Raw genomic sequence first — 17,824 nt, 5'->3', positions numbered from 1 at the left:
GGTCAGTAAATTTGAGGTTGAGGAATATCTTATAATTAAAGATACGAAAGAGAAGGAGTAGGGAAAAGTAATTTAAAAATTAAAAATGCTTCTTTCTCTTACCACTTTTAGGTTTCTTATAAAGTGAGGCGGATGGTTGATATTGTTCAAGTTCTTTTCGCTTAACTTTTACACTTTTAAGGTGTTTTTTAGTCTCTCTGCTGCTTTCTTTTTGCCAGGTCTGATTTTCACTATTGAGTGTTTTAGCAGAGCTCTTTTTTTCGGCTGTACAAGCTGAAATCAAAACTATTCCCAATGAAAGTGAAATTAGTGTTTTTCCTAGATATTTAAAATTGAGAGTGTTCATGATTTTGCTTGTTTTGTTTCATTATCAGTTATTTGTACTTTAATGATAATGGTTTTGAATGATTCAAAATTATAATTTATTTTAATTTTTATTGAAACATTTATCCGATTGGCCGTTTATTTTATAATTTTATTCAGATAATTAAATTATATATGATTTCCATACAATTTGATAAGCTACAATTTTGGCAATTTTCAAACCTGAGCAAGTGCAATGAAATAAATCATTTTGTATCAGGACGAAAAGGCGGTTGCAGTACCGGCGAATTGGGTGGTTTGAACCTTAGTTTTAAGGTAAACGACTCTGAATTAAACGTAATACAAAATAGAAAGTTACTATCGGCGGCTATGAATGTTGCTGAGAATCATATTGTTTTCCCGGAACAAACGCATTCGGACAGAGTTGCTGTGCTTAGGAGTTTGGATGATGCTGACGCTCTTGTCAATACGGATGCATTGGTTACAAATCTTAAAGGTGTTTGTATTGCTGTTATGTCTGCAGATTGTGTACCTATATTACTCTATGATAAGAAAAATATGGCTGTTGGCGCAGTTCATGCAGGATGGAGAGGAACAGTTTCTAAAATTCTGGATAAGACAATTGAAGCTATGGAAAAGGAATTCGGAACGAAAGCTTCTGATCTTATAGCGGGAATTGGCCCCAGTATTTCTCCCGAGATTTATGAAGTTGGGCACGAGGTAATTGATGCCGCAGAAAATGCCTTTGGTAATATTTCGTCTATGGTAAATAAAAGAGAGGGAAAGACTTTTTTTAATTTATGGGAAGCAAATAAATTTCAGTTGAAGTCAAGGCAACTTAACCCTGATAATATAGAAATAGCAGGCATTTGCACATATCAAAATGCTGATGAGTTCTTTTCAGCAAGAAAGTCTCAAAATAAAGCGGGAAGATTTGGGGCAGGGATTGTTATCAATCCCCGTTGATTATAATCTTTTAATTGCCATTTCAGCTACAGTTAATCCTATGGATAGTGATGATGTGGCAGCAGGAGAAGGGGCATTTAATACATTGATTGTATTACTGTTTTCCAGAATCATAAAGTCATCGATAAGCCCGCCATTTCTTTCACAAGCTTGTGCTCTCACACCTGCACCTCCAGGGATAAGATCGCTTTCCTGTATTTCTGGTAATAACCTTTGCAATGCTTTAGTAAATGCTGATTTGGAAAATGACCTTTGATATTCTCCTAATCCTGTTTTCCAATATTTTTTAGCCACTTTCTGAAAGCCAGGCCAGGTAATGGATTCATAAAAGTCAGTGAAATTGAAATCTGTTCTTTTATAACCTTCTCTTTTAAATGCAAACACTGCATTAGGGCCAGCCTCAATACCACCATTGATCATTCTTGTGAAATGTACGCCAAGGAAAGGGAAATTAGGATCTGGAACAGGATAAATAAGGTTCTTAACAAGATGTTGTTTGTCCTTTTTAATTTCATAATATTCCCCTCTGAAAGGAATAATTCTAACATCTACAGGTTTTATGCTCAAGGCTGCTATGCGATCACAGAAAAGACCTGCACAATTAATGATTAATTTTCCGGAGAAGGTTTTATCTGATGTTATCACTTCAACCCCAGATGCTTTTGTAAGAATATCGTCTACTCTTTGATTGAGAAAGATATGGCCTCCCGCTTTTTTAAAAAGTTCCGCATATTTAAGACAGACTGCAGTATAGTCAATGATCCCAGTCTGAGGTACTACTATTCCTTTAATTCCTGTGCAATGCGGTTCATATTCTTTAATTTCTTCACGACCTATCAGTTTTAAGCCCTGCAGACCATTCTCAAGCCCTCTTTTATATACATTATCCATAGCAGGAAGCTCAATTTCACTGGTAGCCACAATAATTTTTCCACACAATTCAAATGGAACTTCATTGGTTCTGCAAAAATCCAAAAGCATATTATACCCTCTGATACAATTTGTTGCCTTTAAGCTTCCTGGTTTATAGTAAATTCCCGAATGAATAACTCCACTATTATTTCCAGTCTGATGCTTAGCCAGCTCATTTTCTTTTTCAAGCAAAGCTACTTTCAGATTTGGGTTTAACTGTTTTACTTTCAGTGCAGTAGCGAGTCCTACTATGCCGCCACCAATAATTATAATATCGTAACTCATTTTATATAAATGTACTTCAGGTACTTAACTTTTTGATTTTACCCTGAAAAACAAAAATAATAAGATAATAATCCAAAAGCGAATTGACTGGAAAAACTAATGCTTTCGCGAAGATGTTATAAAGTAGGACAAATTATGGAGGAATGCCTTATGATGATCGTGTTGCCGTCTTTAATAATATTAGTAATTATGCTTATTCCGGCTTATATAATAAATTTTAATCAGAGGAGAAGCAAAAGAGATAAGAGAGTTACTATTTCTGAAACAAACTTGTACAGAAGGGGTGAGGACGACGATATAAAATGGTCTGAACCTGTAATAGAAAGAGAAAAGCCTCTTAGAGAAAAGGCCATATATGAAAATAGAATAAGGGACAGAGAGCCAGTGAAAAACACACAGGAGCAAGTGAGAAAGTCACAAAGGCGTCCAAGAGAAAATTTTAAAAAGACTTCAGATAGTTCTGATATTTAATATAACTCATTAGTAATAAGAAAGAAGTTTAAGCGAAAGTTCAATCATATATAAAAGCAAGAGAGACCGCCATTTGCGAAAGCGGTCTCTCTTTTTATATACACTATGAGAATTATTTGCATTAAATCATTTTGCAATAACCTTGCCATATTTTTTTGATAAATTCGATTTTTACTTGAAAATGGATAAAAAAGTAATATTTGGTTCATTTGAAAGGAACATATAAAGAACTAATCCGTTTAATTTTTTTCGAATGAATTTAATCTATTATATTAAAGGGTGTTGATTGAAAATTAGATTTATATATTTTTAGCAGTGATTAGTAATCTGGAGAAAAAATACAAGTTTAAGGATCTTAAGATCTTTTCATCCACTGAAACCATGGATGGCAATACAAAAAAGTACAGAAGGGTGTATGATACTAAAGAAATTACCTATTTGTATTGTGAGTTATCTTTTTACAATAAATTATTTGATGAAGCTGACTGGGAAGCCAAGATCCTTTTAAAAGCCTATGCCCTAAATGAGACAGGCAGGAGAGAGCTTTGTTGTATTGAGAGAAAAGTAGAAATAACCTCAGATCAGAATATTGTAATTATTAGGGAAGGTTGGGGTAATAAGGAGGAAGGAACTTTTTGGTTAAGAGGAGATTATGAATGGGAAGCATATATCGAAGATGAATTTGTTGGGATAAAAAGCTTTTATGTAGAAAATGGAGGAGTTGTAGATCAGAATCTCAATCCATATTTTGAAGTTGATATTGTCCGCTTGTACGAGGGGCCCAATGAAGGAATAATCCCAGAGCAGAGAAAATCTTATATTGAGTTTGATGCAAATGAATGTAGATTTATATGGGTAGAGTTTAATATTATTAACAAGCAAGCTCTTCCCTGGTATTGTGAGTTATTTTTTAATTTTTACAATGATGCCGGCCAGTTAAAAGGAAATACTTCTGAACTGAAATATATAAACCCAGAAGATAGTTTTATAACCTTCACAACTGGTTGGGGAGCAGACAGCAAGGGGACCTGGTATCATGATAAATACACGCTTGAGGTAATTTTCATGGATCAGCTTATCGCTGTTATTCCTTTTGAAGTTAAAGATGAATTTGTTGAGGGGATTCCTTTAGTTGATTTGAATTTTAGTAACATCCCGCTTCCTTTAATCCTTCAGGAAGAAAAGGGACCTTCGCTTGAAGAACTCATGAAAAGCCTGCACGAAATGATAGGCCTTTCAGGTATCAAGTCGAAGATCACCGATTATACTTCTTACCTCAAATTTTTACAGCTTAGAAAAGATCAGGGTTTTGAGGAAAATCAAAAAATAAGTCTTCATTCTGTATTTCTTGGTAATCCGGGTACAGGGAAAACTACTATAGCCAAATTACTTGGACAGATTTATTTCAAGCTCGGTCTCCTTTCCAAAGGTAAAGTTACAGAAGCCGGACGAGCTGAACTTTGCGGCAAATACATAGGGCAAACTGCTCCTCAAACAAAAGAAGTTATAGAAAAGGCAAGAGGTGGTGTCTTATTTATCGATGAGGCTTATTCTCTCGTCAGAGAAGGTGATACAGGGCAGGATTTTGGAAGGGAGGTAATTGAAGTCTTGCTAAAAGAGATGTCTGATGGTCCTGGTGATTTGGCAATTATTGTTGCCGGTTATCCTAAAGAAATGAACCATTTCCTGGTATCCAATCCAGGTCTGAAATCACGCTTTAATCTCCTGTTTGAATTTCCTGATTATCTTCCTCAGGAGTTAATTCAAATAGCAGAACTATCAGCTGAAAAAAGGTATGTTAAATTTTCAGAAGATGGAAAGAGATTCCTTTCAGAAAAATTAACTGAGGCATACAGAAACAGAAACAAAGCTTTTGGTAATGCCCGCATGGTTACCGGACTTGTAGAAGAAGCTAAAATGAATATGGGGTTAAGAGTTATGAAATCTCAGAACCCGGAAAAGTTGACTCCAGAACAATTACAAACTATAGAACTGGAAGATGTAAAGCAATTGTTTAAAAACTCGACCTTAGGTTCTCCCGATATTCCTGTAGATGAATTACTTCTTCAGGAGGCATTGAGTGAATTGAATAAGCTGACTGGCCTTGAAGAAGTAAAAAATGACCTTCTGGAAATGGTAAAGCTGGTAAGGTTCTACATAGAAACAGGCAGGGATGTATTAAATAAATTTTCTCTTCATACAGTATTTACAGGAAATCCTGGAACAGGGAAAACATCGGTAGCAAGGATCATTGCAAAAATATATAAAGCTCTTGGAATACTTGAACGAGGGCACTTGGTTGAAACGGACAGGCAGGGACTTGTAGCGGGTTATATCGGACAGACTGCAATCAAAACCATGGAGCAGATTGAAAAAGCACATGGAGGAGTTTTATTTATTGATGAGGCTTATGCTCTCTCTGAAGGCGGAAACAGTGACTTTGGAAAAGAAGCTATTGAAACTCTACTTAAACAGATGGAGGATAAAAGGGGACAGTTTATTGTAGTTGTTGCCGGCTATGTAGATAATATGAGAATATTTATGGAAGCTAACCCGGGCTTAAAATCAAGGTTTGATAAAGTATTAGAGTTTAATGACTATGAGCCTTCAGAACTATTCTCAATAGCATTAAATATGCTGGCAGAAGAAAATCTGACTCCGGATGAAGATGCTTCTGCAAGGCTTAAGGAATATTTGAATTCAATCTTTTTAAAGCGAGACAAGTTTTTTGGAAATGCAAGATCGGTAAGAAAAATAATCAAAGAAGCTATCAGAAATCAGCATCTCAGGATGGCATCTCTTTCTGGTAACCAAAGAACTGCCGAAGTTCTCCAAATTCTGACAATGGATGACGTGAAATGTTTTATTCCGGAAACCTATCAGTCAGCAGGACGAATAGGTTTCCGGTTAGGAAGCTAAGCAAGTTTTACTGATTAAGGAATGCAGATAGCATCCATACTTGCTTTTCGTGGTCTTCAATAAAGTCGTTAACCATATTGTTTGTGCCATCATCATGACCTTCAGAAGTGAGTTTCATGATTTCTTTTTCCTTGAATATCAGTATGCTTAGATTCTGAAGAGTGTCTTTTACGCAAGTAATTTCATCAGTAACGTCTTTCATTTCCTTAATATCACTAGTTCTGATAAAATCAGAATAGGTGTGCTTTGGAATAAATCCTAAAGCTCGGATTCTTTCTGCTATTTTATCAATATCCTCGAAAGATTGAGTATATAGTTCTTCAAATTTTGGATGTAGAGCAAAGAAATTTTTACCCTTTATATTCCAATGGAACCCTCTTACATTCTGATAAAATATATGGTAGTTTGCAGAAAGGTCATTTAATTTATCAGCGATTTCTGTCGCAACATCTACCTCAATTCCAATTTTATTCAATTCCATCATATCCCTATTTATTTAAAATTAAATAGATACCTTTGTATTAGAACACTTCCATGTGAATAAAGGTTAGTTTTTAGGATTAAACCAGTGTTAATTAGTTAGATAAGCATCTGAGATTATAATAAAACAAGATTTTTGAAACAGGATTTAATAAATTATCTCCTTCAGTTTGTTACCGATAATAAAAGGGAAAAAATGGAGGAAGTATTAGAAACAAGGACAAGGTTTTTAACAGTTGTTGTCGAAGATATTTTTCAACCACATAATGCAAGTGCTGTTGTGCGGACATGTGACTGTTTTGGCATTCAGGATATTCATGTAATTGAAAACAAAAATAAATATAAAGTCAGTGAAGACGTAACATTAGGTTCTGCTCAGTGGGTTGATATCATTAAACATAATACTAAGGGTGTTGATAATACATTAGGATGCTATAGGAAGCTTAAAGAAAAAGGCTATAAAATAATTGCAACTACACCGCATACCAATGATATTGCTTTGGAAGACTTCCAAATGGATACCAAAACTGCTTTGGTTTTTGGGAGTGAACAAAATGGTATTAGCGAAATTGCTAAAGAACATGCAGACGGCTTTGTTAAAATACCTATGGTTGGATTTACTGAAAGTCTGAACATTTCTGTTTGTGCCGCAATTTGTATACATCAGTTGACATTAAGGATGCGGGAATTGTCACCGGAAGTTTGGCAGCTTTCTCAGGAAGAAAAGGAGACAATTTACTTAAAATGGATTAAAGGAGTTGTCAGGAAGCCTGATTTGTTGGAAAAAGAGTTTTATAAAAGATGCAAATAAATATCAGTCAAATTAGAGGTTGAAAGGTGGCAAAAAAGATTTTTAAAATAGGGGCAATATCATTTTTAGTGTCAGTCCTGATTATTTTTTTATGTAATCTTTGGGTTGTAAATTCCACAGAACATCAGGTTTATTATGAAGTAAACCAGGTTCCTGCTAAAAATATCGCATTAGTCTTGGGTACCAGCAAATATTTCAGAACTGGAAAGCCCAACCTTTTTTTTCATAATCGTATAGAAGCAGCCAGGAAGTTGTATCAAGAGGGTAAGGTAAAGTTTTTTATTCTAAGCGGAGATAATTCTCTGGCATATTATAATGAACCCCAGGATATGAAAAAGGCACTGGTTAAAGCTGGTATACCTGATTCAGTTATTCAACTTGATTATGCAGGGTTCAGAACTTTTGATTCCGTTGTAAGGTCCAAAAAAGTTTTTGACCAAACTTCAGTGATCATCATCACTCAGGAATTTCATATTTTTAGAGCTTTATTTATAAGCAATTATTATGGGATGAACTCAGTAGGTTTCGTAGCTGAAAAAGTTGAAATGAAGCACTCTTTTTATACAAAAACGAGAGAGTATCTTGCAAGATGTAAAGCTGTTATAGATCTTTATATTCTTAAAAAAGAACCGAAGTATCTGGGACAAAAAATTCAGATTAAAATTTAATTAAAAAACATATTTTATATATTTAGAGGGTGAATAGTAAAAGAAAGTTTTTATTTAATAGCATTATTTTTTCTCTTTTAATGCAGATCTTCTTTGTGCTGCATACAAATGCACAGGAAATCACCATAAAGGGTAAAGTGACTGACTCTGAAACTGGAGAAGGAATTCCATTTGCAAATGTGGTGGAACGTAAATCCAATCAGGCAACGCTTACTGATTTTGAAGGCTTCTACTCATTGAAAGTCAATCAGGCAGCAGATTCTATTACTGTTTTATTTATTGGGTACCTTCCGAAATCTAAATCTATAAATAAGAGTTTGTCAAATCAGGTCATAGATTTTCAGATCACACCTGAAGTGAAAAATCTGGAAGAGGTAACAGTCGTTGCCGGAGAAAATCCTGCATTTAGAATCCTTAGAAAAGTTATTGAGAATAAAGATAAAAACGATTATAGAAGGCTTGATGCTTATGAATATGAAAGTTATTCTAAAATAGAACTTAGTATTGATAATATCACTGAGAAATTCAGAAAGCGTAAAATTATGTCCAAGCTAGTACAGGTTTTTGATAGTTTGAAAATAATAGCAGGAGATGAAGGTAAGCCGATATTGCCAGTATTCATGTCTGAATCGGTTTCTAATTTTTATCATCGGACAAACCCTGATAAAACCACAGAGCATATTGTTGCTACTAATGTAAAGGGGGTAGGAGTTGATGATGGAACTCTAGTCTCTCAACTAATAGGATCTACATTTCAACAATACAACTTTTATAAAAACCGCCTTAGCATTCTTAATAAAGATTTCATTTCACCGATTAGCGATGGATGGAACAGTTCATATAACTACTGGTTGGTAGATAGCGCCTTCATGGACGGAAAGTGGTGCTACAAGCTTGAATTCAAACCCAAAAGGGCTCAGGATCTGGCATTCAATGGTTTTATGTGGATTGCTGATACTTCCTTTGCATTAAAACAAATAGATGTAACGGTGAATCGGGATGCAAACCTTAATTATATTGATAAAATTAAGATTCAGCAGGAATTGGCTCCAACAGAAGCCGGACCATGGTTGCCTATAAAGTCCCGTATTGTAATAGATATCGATGAAGTAGGCGAAACTTCACCGGGAATGCTCGCAAAGTTTTATACTTCCAATAAAAAAATGGAAGTCAATAAGCCAAAGCCATTGAAATTTTATGAGTCTTTAGTCGAAGTGGAGGAGGATGCCCAACAAAAAGGCCAGGAATATTGGCAGCAAAACAGACATGATTCTCTAACTGCTACTGAGCAAAATGTTTATAACATGATTGATTCGGTTAATAATGTGCCAGTGGTGAAAACATATGTTGAAGTTGTAAATATTTTTATAAATGGATATAAAAAGATTGGTAAAATAGATGTTGGCCCGTACCTAATGGCCTATGCCAATAATAATATCGAAGGAAACCGTTTTAGACTTGGCTTCAGAACTAATATTGATTTTAGCAAAAAATGGGTTTTTAAAGGATACCTGGCTTATGGTACAAAAGATAGTTATGGATTAAATGGCTTCAAATATTCTGCTGGTGCCAGTTATATATTCTCTCGAAAACCCTGGACAGTTGCTACTATAGAACGTAAGGCTGATATTGAACAACTTGGGGTTGCGACTGAAAACGTTACTTCAAATGCTTTATTCCTTGCTTTTACAAGGTGGGGAACTCTCAGGGGACCTTACTGGAGTGAGCAAAATACCTTTTCATTCCAAAGTGAGATTAAAAAAGATTTTACTCCTAAAATTCAATTGAGGACCAGATATCTCAATCCTATCTTTCCATTTGCGTACTTCAGTAATTTGAAAAATGGTGATTCTACACTTAGGACTACCATTCAGACTACGGAATTGACACTGGAAACAAGAATTACAAAAGATGAAGTGTTTGTTCAGAATGATAATGAGCGGATAAGTCTTGGTACAAAGAAATGGCCTGTATTAACCCTTGGAGTTACTCAGGGAATAAAGGGTTTTTTGGGCGGAGAGTTCAACTATACCAGAGTGAACTTGCATGTAGATGATATGATTCAACTTGGTATATTGGGTAGAGGGTACTATGATATATTTGCGGGAAGAATATTTTCCAAAGTACCTTACCCGTTATTAAATATCCCTTTAGGTAACCAGACAATATTTTTTACCAATTTTGCCTACAATCAAATGAACTATTTTGAGTTCATAAACGATACCTATGCAGGGATTAAATATCGTCAATACTTTGAAGGGCTGCTTTTCAACAGAGTGCCTTTGTTGAAAAAGCTGAAATGGAGATTTGTTGGCACTGCTAATGTCCTTTTCGGAGGAATAAGTCAGACAAACAAGCAAATTATTGCAAAAGAAACTCCTCAGGGAGAGACTCCTCCGCAATTCAACTTTATGACTTCAACTCCTTATGTTGAAGTTGGATACGGAATAGAAAACATTTTCAAGATATTCCGAGTTGACTTTGTCCACAGACTCACTTACCTGAACCAACCTGATGTGCGGAAATTCGGAGTCAAAGTATCTGTTCAATTTGTATTGTAAATACCAAATCCCTTTTTAATTTTGAGCGGAAACAGATATGAGGAATTTTATATTTTTAATACTTTCGGGTTTAATATTTACCGGTTGTTCAATGAATGTAAAGCAGGATATAATTCCTCCTGTTGTATATAACAGTTCATTTGAACCTCAACTTACCTATCTTAATGGCTTAATTGAAGATGATCCTGAGAATCCTGAATATTATTTTCAGAGAGCTAAGGTTTTTTTTGATGTTCATAAATACAATGATGCCTTGAAAGATATAAATCAGGCTATTTACTTAGAAAGTAATGAAGAGCTTTACTATGAATTACTGGCTCGAATATATCAGAAGATGGGAAAGACAAGTCTGGCTTTGAATACAGCCCATCGTGCAGAAAGCTATAAAAACGATGATCCCGAATTGTTTTTATTATTATCCAGACTTTATTGGGAAATAAAGGACCTTGGAAAGGCTCAGCAATATCTTGCTAAAGCTAAACAATTAGCTCCGATGCACTCAGAGGTATTTTTGCTTCAGGGGATTTTTGATTCAGCTAAAGGAGATACAACTGCTGCTGTAAAAGCATATAGAATGGCCCTGACTCAGGAACCGGAAAATGCTAAACCTTATCAGGAACTGGCTAAAATATATTTTGCGAGAAATAAGGAAGATTCTGCTATGTACTATGTCTTAGAGGGCAGATCCATCAATCCTAATAATCCTTTTTTTACCTATTTTGAAGGGGTAATTCTGGATTCAAAAGGGTTAAAAACGAGCTCACTCAGAGCATTCAGAAAAGCTATACAAATGGATTCGACATTTTTCCCAGCATATTATCGTTTGGGTGTTGATGCATTTAATTCAGGCAGTTATACTGAGGCACAAACTTATTTTGAACCACTATCGGATAAACCAGAGTTTAGCTTAAATTCAAATTTGTACATTGCGGAAATCTTGGAGAAAACTGGTCAAGCTGCAAAAGCAGTTTCTTATTATGAAAATGTAAAATCTGAAGATACAACAAATGTTAAAGCCAAAGAAGCATTAAATAGATTGTATAAGTTGTATCCACCTGTTGTTTTTGTGCCGAAAGTGGATTCTTCTGCTCTTAAACCTAGTGCGAAAGGCCCATTGACTGATACTCTCAAGCCAGGAGTTAAAATACCAAAAGTCGAAACCAAAAAAGATACGGCTAAGGTTAAGAAACCGAAACCAGTTGTTCCCAAAGATACAACCCGTGTAAAGAAGACTACACAGACAATTAAAAAAACTGATTCAATTAATAATATCGCTCCAGAGCGAAAAGATAGTATAAAATGATCAAAATTACATTACCCGACGGATCGGTTAAAGAATTTCCGGAAGGGGCAACTTCAATGGATGTGGCCCTTAGCATTAGCGAAGGCCTTGCAAGAAATGTTCTTGCTGCCAAAGTAAATGGTGAAGTATGGGATGCCAGTCGTCCTATTAAGAACGATGCGACATTACAATTGCTAACCTGGAATGATACGGAAGGGAAATCAACATTCTGGCATTCTTCAGCTCACTTAATGGCTGAAGCTCTGGAAGCTTTATATCCTGGAACAAAATTCGGAATAGGTCCATCTATTGAAAATGGATTTTATTATGATGTGGATTTTGGAGGAAAAGAATTTTCTCAGGAAGATTTCAAAAAGATTGAAGACAAAATGCTCGAGCTTTCAAAAAGCAAAAGCGAATATGTTCGTAAAGATATTTCCAAGAAAGATGCAATAGAGTATTTCACTAAAAAAGGAGATGAATATAAGTTAGACTTATTGGAAGGTCTTTCTGACGGATCTATTACCTTCTATTCTCAGGGTAATTTCGTTGACCTTTGCAGAGGACCACACATTCCCAATACTGGTTTTATTAAAGCAGTGAAGTTATTAAATGTTGCAGGTGCATACTGGAGAGGAGATGAAAAGAATAAGCAACTAACCAGAATATACGCAATTACTTTCCCTAAACAGAAAGAACTTACTGAATATCTCGAATTCCTTGAAGAAGCTAAAAGAAGAGATCATAGAAAATTAGGAAAAGAACTAGAGCTTTTTGCATTTAGTGAAAAGGTTGGACAAGGGCTGCCACTTTGGTTACCTAAAGGTGCCACTTTAAGAGATAGATTAGAGAACTTTCTTAAAAAAGCTCAAATTCGTTCAGGATACCTTCCTGTTGTGACTCCTCATATCGGAAGTAAAGAATTATATCTGACTTCTGGTCATTATGAAAAATATGGGGCCGATTCATTTCAGCCAATAAAAACGCCTCATGAAGGAGAGGAGTTTTTACTGAAGCCTATGAATTGTCCTCACCATATAGAAATATACAGGACTAAACCTAGATCATATAAAGAGCTACCAATTCGACTTGCTGAATTTGGGACTGTATACAGGTATGAGCAAAGTGGGGAACTTCACGGTCTGACAAGAGTAAGGGGATTTACTCAGGACGATGCACATATATTCTGCCGACCAGATCAGGTAAAAGATGAATTCAAAAAGGTAATTGACCTTGTGCTCTATGTATTTAATGCCCTAGGATTTAAAAATTACACCGCACAGATTTCACTTCGCGATCCTGAAAATAAATCTAAATACATTGGAGAAGATGCTCAGTGGGATTTGGCTGAAGCAGCTATAAAAGAGGCAGCAGCTGAAAAGGGACTAAATACTGTAACTGAATTAGGCGAAGCGGCCTTTTATGGTCCGAAGTTAGATTTTATGGTAAAAGATGCACTGGGAAGACAGTGGCAACTTGGAACAATTCAGGTGGATTATCAGTTACCGGAACGGTTTAAGCTGGAGTATATCGGTTCTGATAACCAGAAACACAGGCCAGTGATGATCCATAGAGCTCCATTTGGTTCTATGGAAAGATTTGTAGCCGTATTGATTGAACATTGTGCAGGAAATTTTCCTTTATGGTTGTCTCCTGATCAAATTGCAGTATTACCAATTTCAGAAAAATATGCAGACTATGCCGCACAGATTTTTTCCGAGTTGGAAGAAAATGATATCAGAGGTTTCATTGATCATAGAGATGAAAAAATAGGAAGGAAAATCAGAGATGCAGAAGTTAAAAAGATTCCGTTTATGCTGATTATGGGTGAAAAAGAGCAGGAAGAAGGAAAAATAGCAGTAAGAAAACATGGCCAGGGAGATATTGGAAGTTTCTCATTGTCAGAGTTTATTGATATTTTTAAGAAAGAGGTGGCTTTGGAGCTTAATAAAAATTAAAGAAATATTTCATTATAATTCAAAAGTTTACGAAATTCGCACTTTAGTATAAAAGAATAACAAGGAGGTTTTATTAAATAAATGGCATTACAAAGAGGTCCGAGAGATAGGGGTCCAAGACAAAAAGAAGAGCCCTATAACATAAATGAGAAAATTCGTGCTGTTAAGGTTCGTGTTGTTGGTGAGAATATAGAACAAGGGATTTATCCCATTCAGGAAGCGATTCAAATAGCTAAGGGTGTTGGGTTAGACCTGGTAGAAATATCTCCGAATGCAGATCCTCCGGTTTGTAAAGTCACAGATTACTCCAAGTTTAAGTACGAGCAAAAGAAAAAGCAAAAAGAACTTAAAGCTAAAACTCATAAAGTTGTAGTTAAAGAGATCAGATTTGGTCCTAATACGGATGATCATGATTTTGAATTTAAGTTAAAACATGCTCTAAACTTTTTGAAAGAAGGTTCAAAGGTGAAGGCGTATGTACATTTTGTGGGTAGAACAATTGTCTACAAAGAAAGAGGAGAACATTTGCTTTTGAAGTTTGCCAATGCGCTTGAGGAAGTTGGAAAAGTTGAAGATATGCCAAAACTCGAAGGGAAAAGGATGATTATCATGCTTACACCGAAGTTGAAAAAATAAGCTTTAATTTAAAAGTAAACATAAAAATGCCGAAAGTAAAAGTTAAATCTGGTGCAAAAAAGAGATTTAAGGTTACTGGAACTGGTAAAATTAAAAGAAAACACGCTTTTAAAAGCCATATCCTAACCAAAAAATCTACTAAGAGAAAAAGAGGGCTTACTCATGCTACTCTTGTAAGCAACGCTGATATGAACAACGTAAAAGCAATGCTTCAGCTATAATTACAAATCAGTTCTGATTTGTGATTAGGTTAAATCAATGTTAAACCAGGATACGGTATAAAGTACCCGGAAGGGTCACCAAAATCCAAAAAACAAATTAATTATGCCAAGGTCGGTACCATCGGTTGCTTCCCGCGAAAGAAGAAAAAAAGTATTAAAAGCTGCGAAAGGTTATTTCGGCAGAAGAAAAAATGTTCACACTGTAGCAAAAAACGCAGTTGAAAAAGGTCTTGTTTATGCTTATATCGGCAGAAAACAGAAGAAGAGACATTTCAGAAGTCTTTGGATTATGAGAATAAATGCAGCTGCAAGAGAGCAGGGCCTTTCTTACTCAAAATTCATGGGTAAACTGAATGCTTCAGGATCTAAAATCAATAGAAAAGTTCTTGCAGATTTAGCATTGAACGATCCTGCTGCTTTTAAAGCAATTCTTCAAAAAGTTAAGTAAGAATTCTTCAATATGAATATAAAAGTCCTTCAAATATGAGGGACTTTTTTTTTGTTCTTTATTCAATTTTAATCCTCAGTTTTTTTGTTTTTGCTTGATTTATAGATCATTTGATGCAGGAGCAAACATTCATGACTTTTTCTTTGTTAAAATTTAGAAGTCAATAAAAGCTTTAATGAATGGGATTAAATTCAATTCTTTTAGTAGATGATGACAATATCACGAATTTCATTAACAAAAGGCTTATTTCAAAACATTTGGAAAACCCAAAGATAGAAGTAGCTCTTAATGGTGAAGAAGGTATTGATTATATCAAGGATAACTGTAATTCTGCAGATAGGACTTGCCCTGAACTTATCCTTTTAGACATCAATATGCCCGTTATGGATGGCATAGAGTTCCTTTCCATTTTCAATAAAATGGATTTCAATAATAAGGATAATGTCAAAGTTGCGATATTAACCACTTCCTCCAATCAGAAAGACGTTGATAAAGTAAAAAATCTCGGTGATTTTGAATACATAAATAAACCCCTTACGGAAGCGAAACTCAAGAATCTACTTTCAAAAAATATTGATTAACTTTGTGAAAACGTTTTCTAATAGTTAGTCAATAAATAGATATTTATGTATTCTGGTTTTGAAAAGCATTTTTTAACCGCTATTATAATAGTTTTAGTTTGGGGATGTCAATCTGAAAATCAGCAAAAAACTGCTGAATTTTATGTAAGGGCAAATTGCGAAATGTGTGAGGAGAGGATTGAAGCCGCAACAACTCATCTCACAGGTGTAGAAAGTGCAGATTTTAATCTTGAAAGCCATCAATTATCTGTTACTTATGATTCAACTATGATTTCCGAATTGGAAATACACAAAGCTATAGCAAATGTTGGCCATGGTACCAAGCTTGTTCCCATGAGTGCAGCTGCTCATGAAAAACTTCCCGGTTGTTGCAAAGAGATTGAATAAATTAACAGGGAGGTTATCTGTAATATTACCTCCCTATCAATTTTCTATCTGTCTGTTCTTAATCAAAGTTCTGCTTTTTCTTTACTAAAATCGTAATCCAGTAGTTCAGTTAAGGTTCTGGCAAGAACTGTTCCTCCATTTTTCAAATCTTCATCAATTAATTCTGCATGCCCTAGCATCATAAGTCTTTTGATGTCATCAGGTTCTTCTTCCCGGCTATAATATATTGCTACATAATCATCATCACGAATGTCAAGAATATCAAATATGTCATTGACTTTATCCTGAACTTCCGCAATCATTTTTGAAGCAAGTAGAAAATATTCGATTCCTCCAAAGTTGTAGATCAGATGCTTGGGAAATATTTTTTTTAGAGAATCTAAAAACAAATTTCCCGACTCAGGGCTTCGAAATCTACATAATATCACAAAATTATTCATATGTATTGGTTTAAATTTATGATCCAACGAAGAGTACTATCGGAAGATCTAATTGTACATAGAAACCTTAATTCTTTACAGTTTCTATATTTTTAACCCTTACAATTTTTTTAAAGTTTCTATAATCCGAAGGGGTAGGTCTCTGGCATCTCAGATTTGTTGGGTGTTATGTATAATGGGTGCAGGGCTTTCGTCTCATCAAAAAACAAAAAAGCATCATATCGTTCCGCCATTATTGAAGGAACATAATTTCCCCAAAATTCTCTTTCAGGATTGTATACAACCCCAATAGCTCTATGTGGAATCGATTTTCTATAAACACCTTTTTGTTTTTTCGAAATAATTAATCGGTTACTGGCAGATTCATTATGGAGGATTGCTTCAATACTATCTGCTTTGGCTTCTGGCACCTCCATAACCTTCATCGGAGCTCCCCATTTAGATCCTGCAATAACTGTTCCTTTATATGAACCCAAACCCACCAACACAACCCCATCAGATTGGTGTTTTTCTCGCAAAATTTGTCCAATGTTTAATAATCCATCATCCTTCATATCAGTTGCGCGGGCATCTCCTATATGAGTATTGTGTTCCCAAATGATAGCCTTTGCATTTTCACCATGAAATTTCATTAAACGTTCCAGGGTATCGGCCATATGTATATCTCGAATGTTCCAGGAGCTGGATCCAAATGAAAGCATTTCACTATAATATCTTTCAGCATTAAGGGCTACATAGGCATTCTGCTCTGTATTCAAGGGAGCCTCTCTATCTTTGTCGTAACCGGGTAATTTGTTTTTTATTTGAAGTAATAATGCCTTTACTTTTTCTTTGCATATTTTTGAAATGTTTCCAGGATGTTTATGATCATCACCATGAAAAGGTTCAAAGCAATGAATGGCTGATTTTACATATTCTGCTGCTTCAGGATCTTCTGTTGAAAGGTATTTGAGCATATTGTCAAGAGATTCATAAAGGCTGTATACATCGAGTCCATAGAATCCTGCTTTATGTTGGTCTTCTAAGTGTAGATTATGATTTTTTAACCATTCTGCGAGGGCGGCAATTTCCCAATTAGACCACATCCAGGTTGGCCAGCGGTTAAATTTCTTTAATAAATCTGTAACCTTAGTGGGAGTATCCGGATAGTTTTTAACAAATCTGTTCACTTGGTAACAATCAGGCCAATCTCCTTCGACAGCAATAAAAGAAAAGCCTTTTTCCTCAATAAGTCTTTTGCTTATTACAGTCCTCCAGATATAATACTCATGTGTTCCATGTGAAGCCTCACCAAGCAAAACATATTTTGAGTCTCCAATTAAATTTATCAGAGGGTCCAGATCTGCCGGTGAAGACAGAGGACTATGAATAGTAATAGGGGAATTGGTTTTAATTTTTTCTGAAGATGTGGTTGGTTTCATATTGGATAGAGTTCAAAAGTCCCAACTCGACCTAACCTTTTTTGTTGTGGATT

The 17,824-nt window shown here is 35.2% G+C and carries 18 protein-coding genes; 13 read left to right on the top strand and 5 right to left on the bottom strand.

Annotated features, from left to right (window positions below; all coding sequences use genetic code 11):
- Positions 1–79: 79 nt before the first annotated feature.
- Positions 80–346 (bottom strand): hypothetical protein, encoded by a 267-nt coding sequence (locus tag K350_RS0102080; RefSeq protein ID WP_156026848.1) that lies wholly within the window; start codon positions 344–346, stop codon positions 80–82.
- Positions 347–498: 152 nt separating this feature from the next.
- Here K350_RS0102080 and pgeF point away from each other — a divergent pair, with 152 nt between their 5' ends.
- The gene (gene pgeF, locus K350_RS0102075) at positions 499–1,290 is read left to right on the top strand and encodes a peptidoglycan editing factor PgeF (protein WP_028978507.1); all 792 of its coding nucleotides are present in this window, start codon (positions 499–501) and stop codon (positions 1,288–1,290) included.
- On the opposite strand, the gene lhgO is transcribed toward pgeF, so the two are convergent.
- A complete protein-coding gene (lhgO, locus tag K350_RS0102070; RefSeq protein ID WP_028978506.1) occupies positions 1,291–2,487 on the bottom strand; it encodes an L-2-hydroxyglutarate oxidase in 1,197 nt (398 codons plus the stop codon).
- A gap of 99 nt (positions 2,488–2,586) precedes the next feature.
- Between lhgO and K350_RS0102065 the strand changes: the two genes are divergently transcribed.
- Together K350_RS0102065 and K350_RS0102060 are read left to right on the top strand one after the other, a co-directional pair.
- On the top strand, positions 2,587–2,958 hold the full coding sequence (locus K350_RS0102065; protein ID WP_156026845.1) for a hypothetical protein: 372 nt from the start codon (positions 2,587–2,589) through the stop codon (positions 2,956–2,958).
- Between the two features lie 315 nt (positions 2,959–3,273).
- Positions 3,274–5,877, top strand: coding sequence for an AAA family ATPase (locus K350_RS0102060; protein WP_211236702.1), 2,604 nt, complete (start codon positions 3,274–3,276; stop codon positions 5,875–5,877).
- Between the two features lie 7 nt (positions 5,878–5,884).
- Here the strand turns inward: K350_RS0102060 and K350_RS0102055 are convergent, their stop codons facing one another.
- On the bottom strand, positions 5,885–6,361 hold the full coding sequence (locus tag K350_RS0102055) for a Dps family protein (protein ID WP_028978503.1): 477 nt from the start codon (positions 6,359–6,361) through the stop codon (positions 5,885–5,887).
- Positions 6,362–6,553: 192 nt separating this feature from the next.
- Here K350_RS0102055 and K350_RS0102050 point away from each other — a divergent pair, with 192 nt between their 5' ends.
- The 10 genes from K350_RS0102050 to K350_RS0102005 all read left to right on the top strand — a co-directional run bounded on the left by K350_RS0102050 (position 6,554) and on the right by K350_RS0102005 (position 15,910).
- Positions 6,554–7,168, top strand: coding sequence for a TrmH family RNA methyltransferase (locus K350_RS0102050; protein ID WP_081670863.1), 615 nt, complete (start codon positions 6,554–6,556; stop codon positions 7,166–7,168).
- 26 nt (positions 7,169–7,194) lie between these two features.
- Complete coding sequence (locus K350_RS26995; RefSeq protein WP_245598405.1) at positions 7,195–7,836, top strand: SanA/YdcF family protein; 642 nt, start codon at positions 7,195–7,197, stop codon at positions 7,834–7,836.
- A gap of 95 nt (positions 7,837–7,931) precedes the next feature.
- Complete coding sequence (locus tag K350_RS0102040) at positions 7,932–10,397, top strand: DUF5686 and carboxypeptidase-like regulatory domain-containing protein (RefSeq protein ID WP_245598404.1); 2,466 nt, start codon at positions 7,932–7,934, stop codon at positions 10,395–10,397.
- A gap of 37 nt (positions 10,398–10,434) precedes the next feature.
- Complete coding sequence (locus tag K350_RS0102035) at positions 10,435–11,700, top strand: tetratricopeptide repeat protein (RefSeq protein ID WP_156026842.1); 1,266 nt, start codon at positions 10,435–10,437, stop codon at positions 11,698–11,700.
- A complete protein-coding gene (gene thrS / locus K350_RS0102030) occupies positions 11,697–13,637 on the top strand; it encodes a threonine--tRNA ligase (RefSeq protein ID WP_028978499.1) in 1,941 nt (646 codons plus the stop codon). The genes K350_RS0102035 and thrS overlap by 4 nt, the downstream gene beginning before the upstream one ends.
- A gap of 81 nt (positions 13,638–13,718) precedes the next feature.
- Entirely contained in the window at positions 13,719–14,273 is a 555-nt protein-coding gene (gene infC / locus K350_RS26990) for a translation initiation factor IF-3 (RefSeq protein WP_051312768.1), read from the top strand.
- 26 nt (positions 14,274–14,299) lie between these two features.
- A complete protein-coding gene (gene rpmI, locus K350_RS0102020) occupies positions 14,300–14,494 on the top strand; it encodes a 50S ribosomal protein L35 (RefSeq protein ID WP_028978498.1) in 195 nt (64 codons plus the stop codon).
- Positions 14,495–14,597: 103 nt separating this feature from the next.
- Entirely contained in the window at positions 14,598–14,942 is a 345-nt protein-coding gene (gene rplT, locus K350_RS0102015; protein ID WP_028978497.1) for a 50S ribosomal protein L20, read from the top strand.
- 179 nt (positions 14,943–15,121) lie between these two features.
- Positions 15,122–15,523 (top strand): response regulator, encoded by a 402-nt coding sequence (locus K350_RS0102010; RefSeq protein WP_028978496.1) that lies wholly within the window; start codon positions 15,122–15,124, stop codon positions 15,521–15,523.
- A gap of 45 nt (positions 15,524–15,568) precedes the next feature.
- The gene (locus K350_RS0102005; RefSeq protein WP_051312767.1) at positions 15,569–15,910 is read left to right on the top strand and encodes a heavy-metal-associated domain-containing protein; all 342 of its coding nucleotides are present in this window, start codon (positions 15,569–15,571) and stop codon (positions 15,908–15,910) included.
- Between the two features lie 62 nt (positions 15,911–15,972).
- On the opposite strand, the gene K350_RS0102000 is transcribed toward K350_RS0102005, so the two are convergent.
- Both K350_RS0102000 and K350_RS0101995 read right to left on the bottom strand, forming a co-directional pair.
- The gene (locus K350_RS0102000; protein WP_028978494.1) at positions 15,973–16,350 is read right to left on the bottom strand and encodes a hypothetical protein; all 378 of its coding nucleotides are present in this window, start codon (positions 16,348–16,350) and stop codon (positions 15,973–15,975) included.
- Positions 16,351–16,469: 119 nt separating this feature from the next.
- A complete protein-coding gene (locus K350_RS0101995) occupies positions 16,470–17,771 on the bottom strand; it encodes an erythromycin esterase family protein (protein ID WP_051312766.1) in 1,302 nt (433 codons plus the stop codon).
- Between the last annotated feature and the right edge of the window lie 53 nt (positions 17,772–17,824).

The sequence above is a fragment of the Sporocytophaga myxococcoides DSM 11118 genome, assembly GCF_000426725.1.
GTDB lineage: Bacteria > Bacteroidota > Bacteroidia > Cytophagales > Cytophagaceae > Sporocytophaga > Sporocytophaga myxococcoides.
This window is presented reverse-complemented; position numbering and strand designations above follow the sequence as displayed.

Excerpts from the sequence above, each read along its gene's own strand:
- K350_RS0102035 (WP_156026842.1), top strand. The coding sequence starts at position 10,435 with ATGAGGAATTTTATATTTTTAATACTTTCGGGTTTAATATTTACCGGT.
- K350_RS0102080 (WP_156026848.1), bottom strand. The coding sequence starts at position 346 with ATGAACACTCTCAATTTTAAATATCTAGGAAAAACACTAATTTCACTT.
- K350_RS0101995 (WP_051312766.1), bottom strand. The coding sequence starts at position 17,771 with ATGAAACCAACCACATCTTCAGAAAAAATTAAAACCAATTCCCCTATT.
- rplT (WP_028978497.1), top strand. The coding sequence starts at position 14,598 with ATGCCAAGGTCGGTACCATCGGTTGCTTCCCGCGAAAGAAGAAAAAAA.
- pgeF (WP_028978507.1), top strand. The coding sequence starts at position 499 with ATGATTTCCATACAATTTGATAAGCTACAATTTTGGCAATTTTCAAAC.
- K350_RS0102005 (WP_051312767.1), top strand. The coding sequence starts at position 15,569 with ATGTATTCTGGTTTTGAAAAGCATTTTTTAACCGCTATTATAATAGTT.
- K350_RS0102000 (WP_028978494.1), bottom strand. The coding sequence starts at position 16,350 with ATGAATAATTTTGTGATATTATGTAGATTTCGAAGCCCTGAGTCGGGA.
- K350_RS0102050 (WP_081670863.1), top strand. The coding sequence starts at position 6,554 with ATGGAGGAAGTATTAGAAACAAGGACAAGGTTTTTAACAGTTGTTGTC.
- infC (WP_051312768.1), top strand. The coding sequence starts at position 13,719 with ATGGCATTACAAAGAGGTCCGAGAGATAGGGGTCCAAGACAAAAAGAA.
- K350_RS0102055 (WP_028978503.1), bottom strand. The coding sequence starts at position 6,361 with ATGATGGAATTGAATAAAATTGGAATTGAGGTAGATGTTGCGACAGAA.
- K350_RS0102065 (WP_156026845.1), top strand. The coding sequence starts at position 2,587 with ATGCTTTCGCGAAGATGTTATAAAGTAGGACAAATTATGGAGGAATGC.
- rpmI (WP_028978498.1), top strand. The coding sequence starts at position 14,300 with ATGCCGAAAGTAAAAGTTAAATCTGGTGCAAAAAAGAGATTTAAGGTT.
- lhgO (WP_028978506.1), bottom strand. The coding sequence starts at position 2,487 with ATGAGTTACGATATTATAATTATTGGTGGCGGCATAGTAGGACTCGCT.
- K350_RS0102010 (WP_028978496.1), top strand. The coding sequence starts at position 15,122 with ATGGGATTAAATTCAATTCTTTTAGTAGATGATGACAATATCACGAAT.
- thrS (WP_028978499.1), top strand. The coding sequence starts at position 11,697 with ATGATCAAAATTACATTACCCGACGGATCGGTTAAAGAATTTCCGGAA.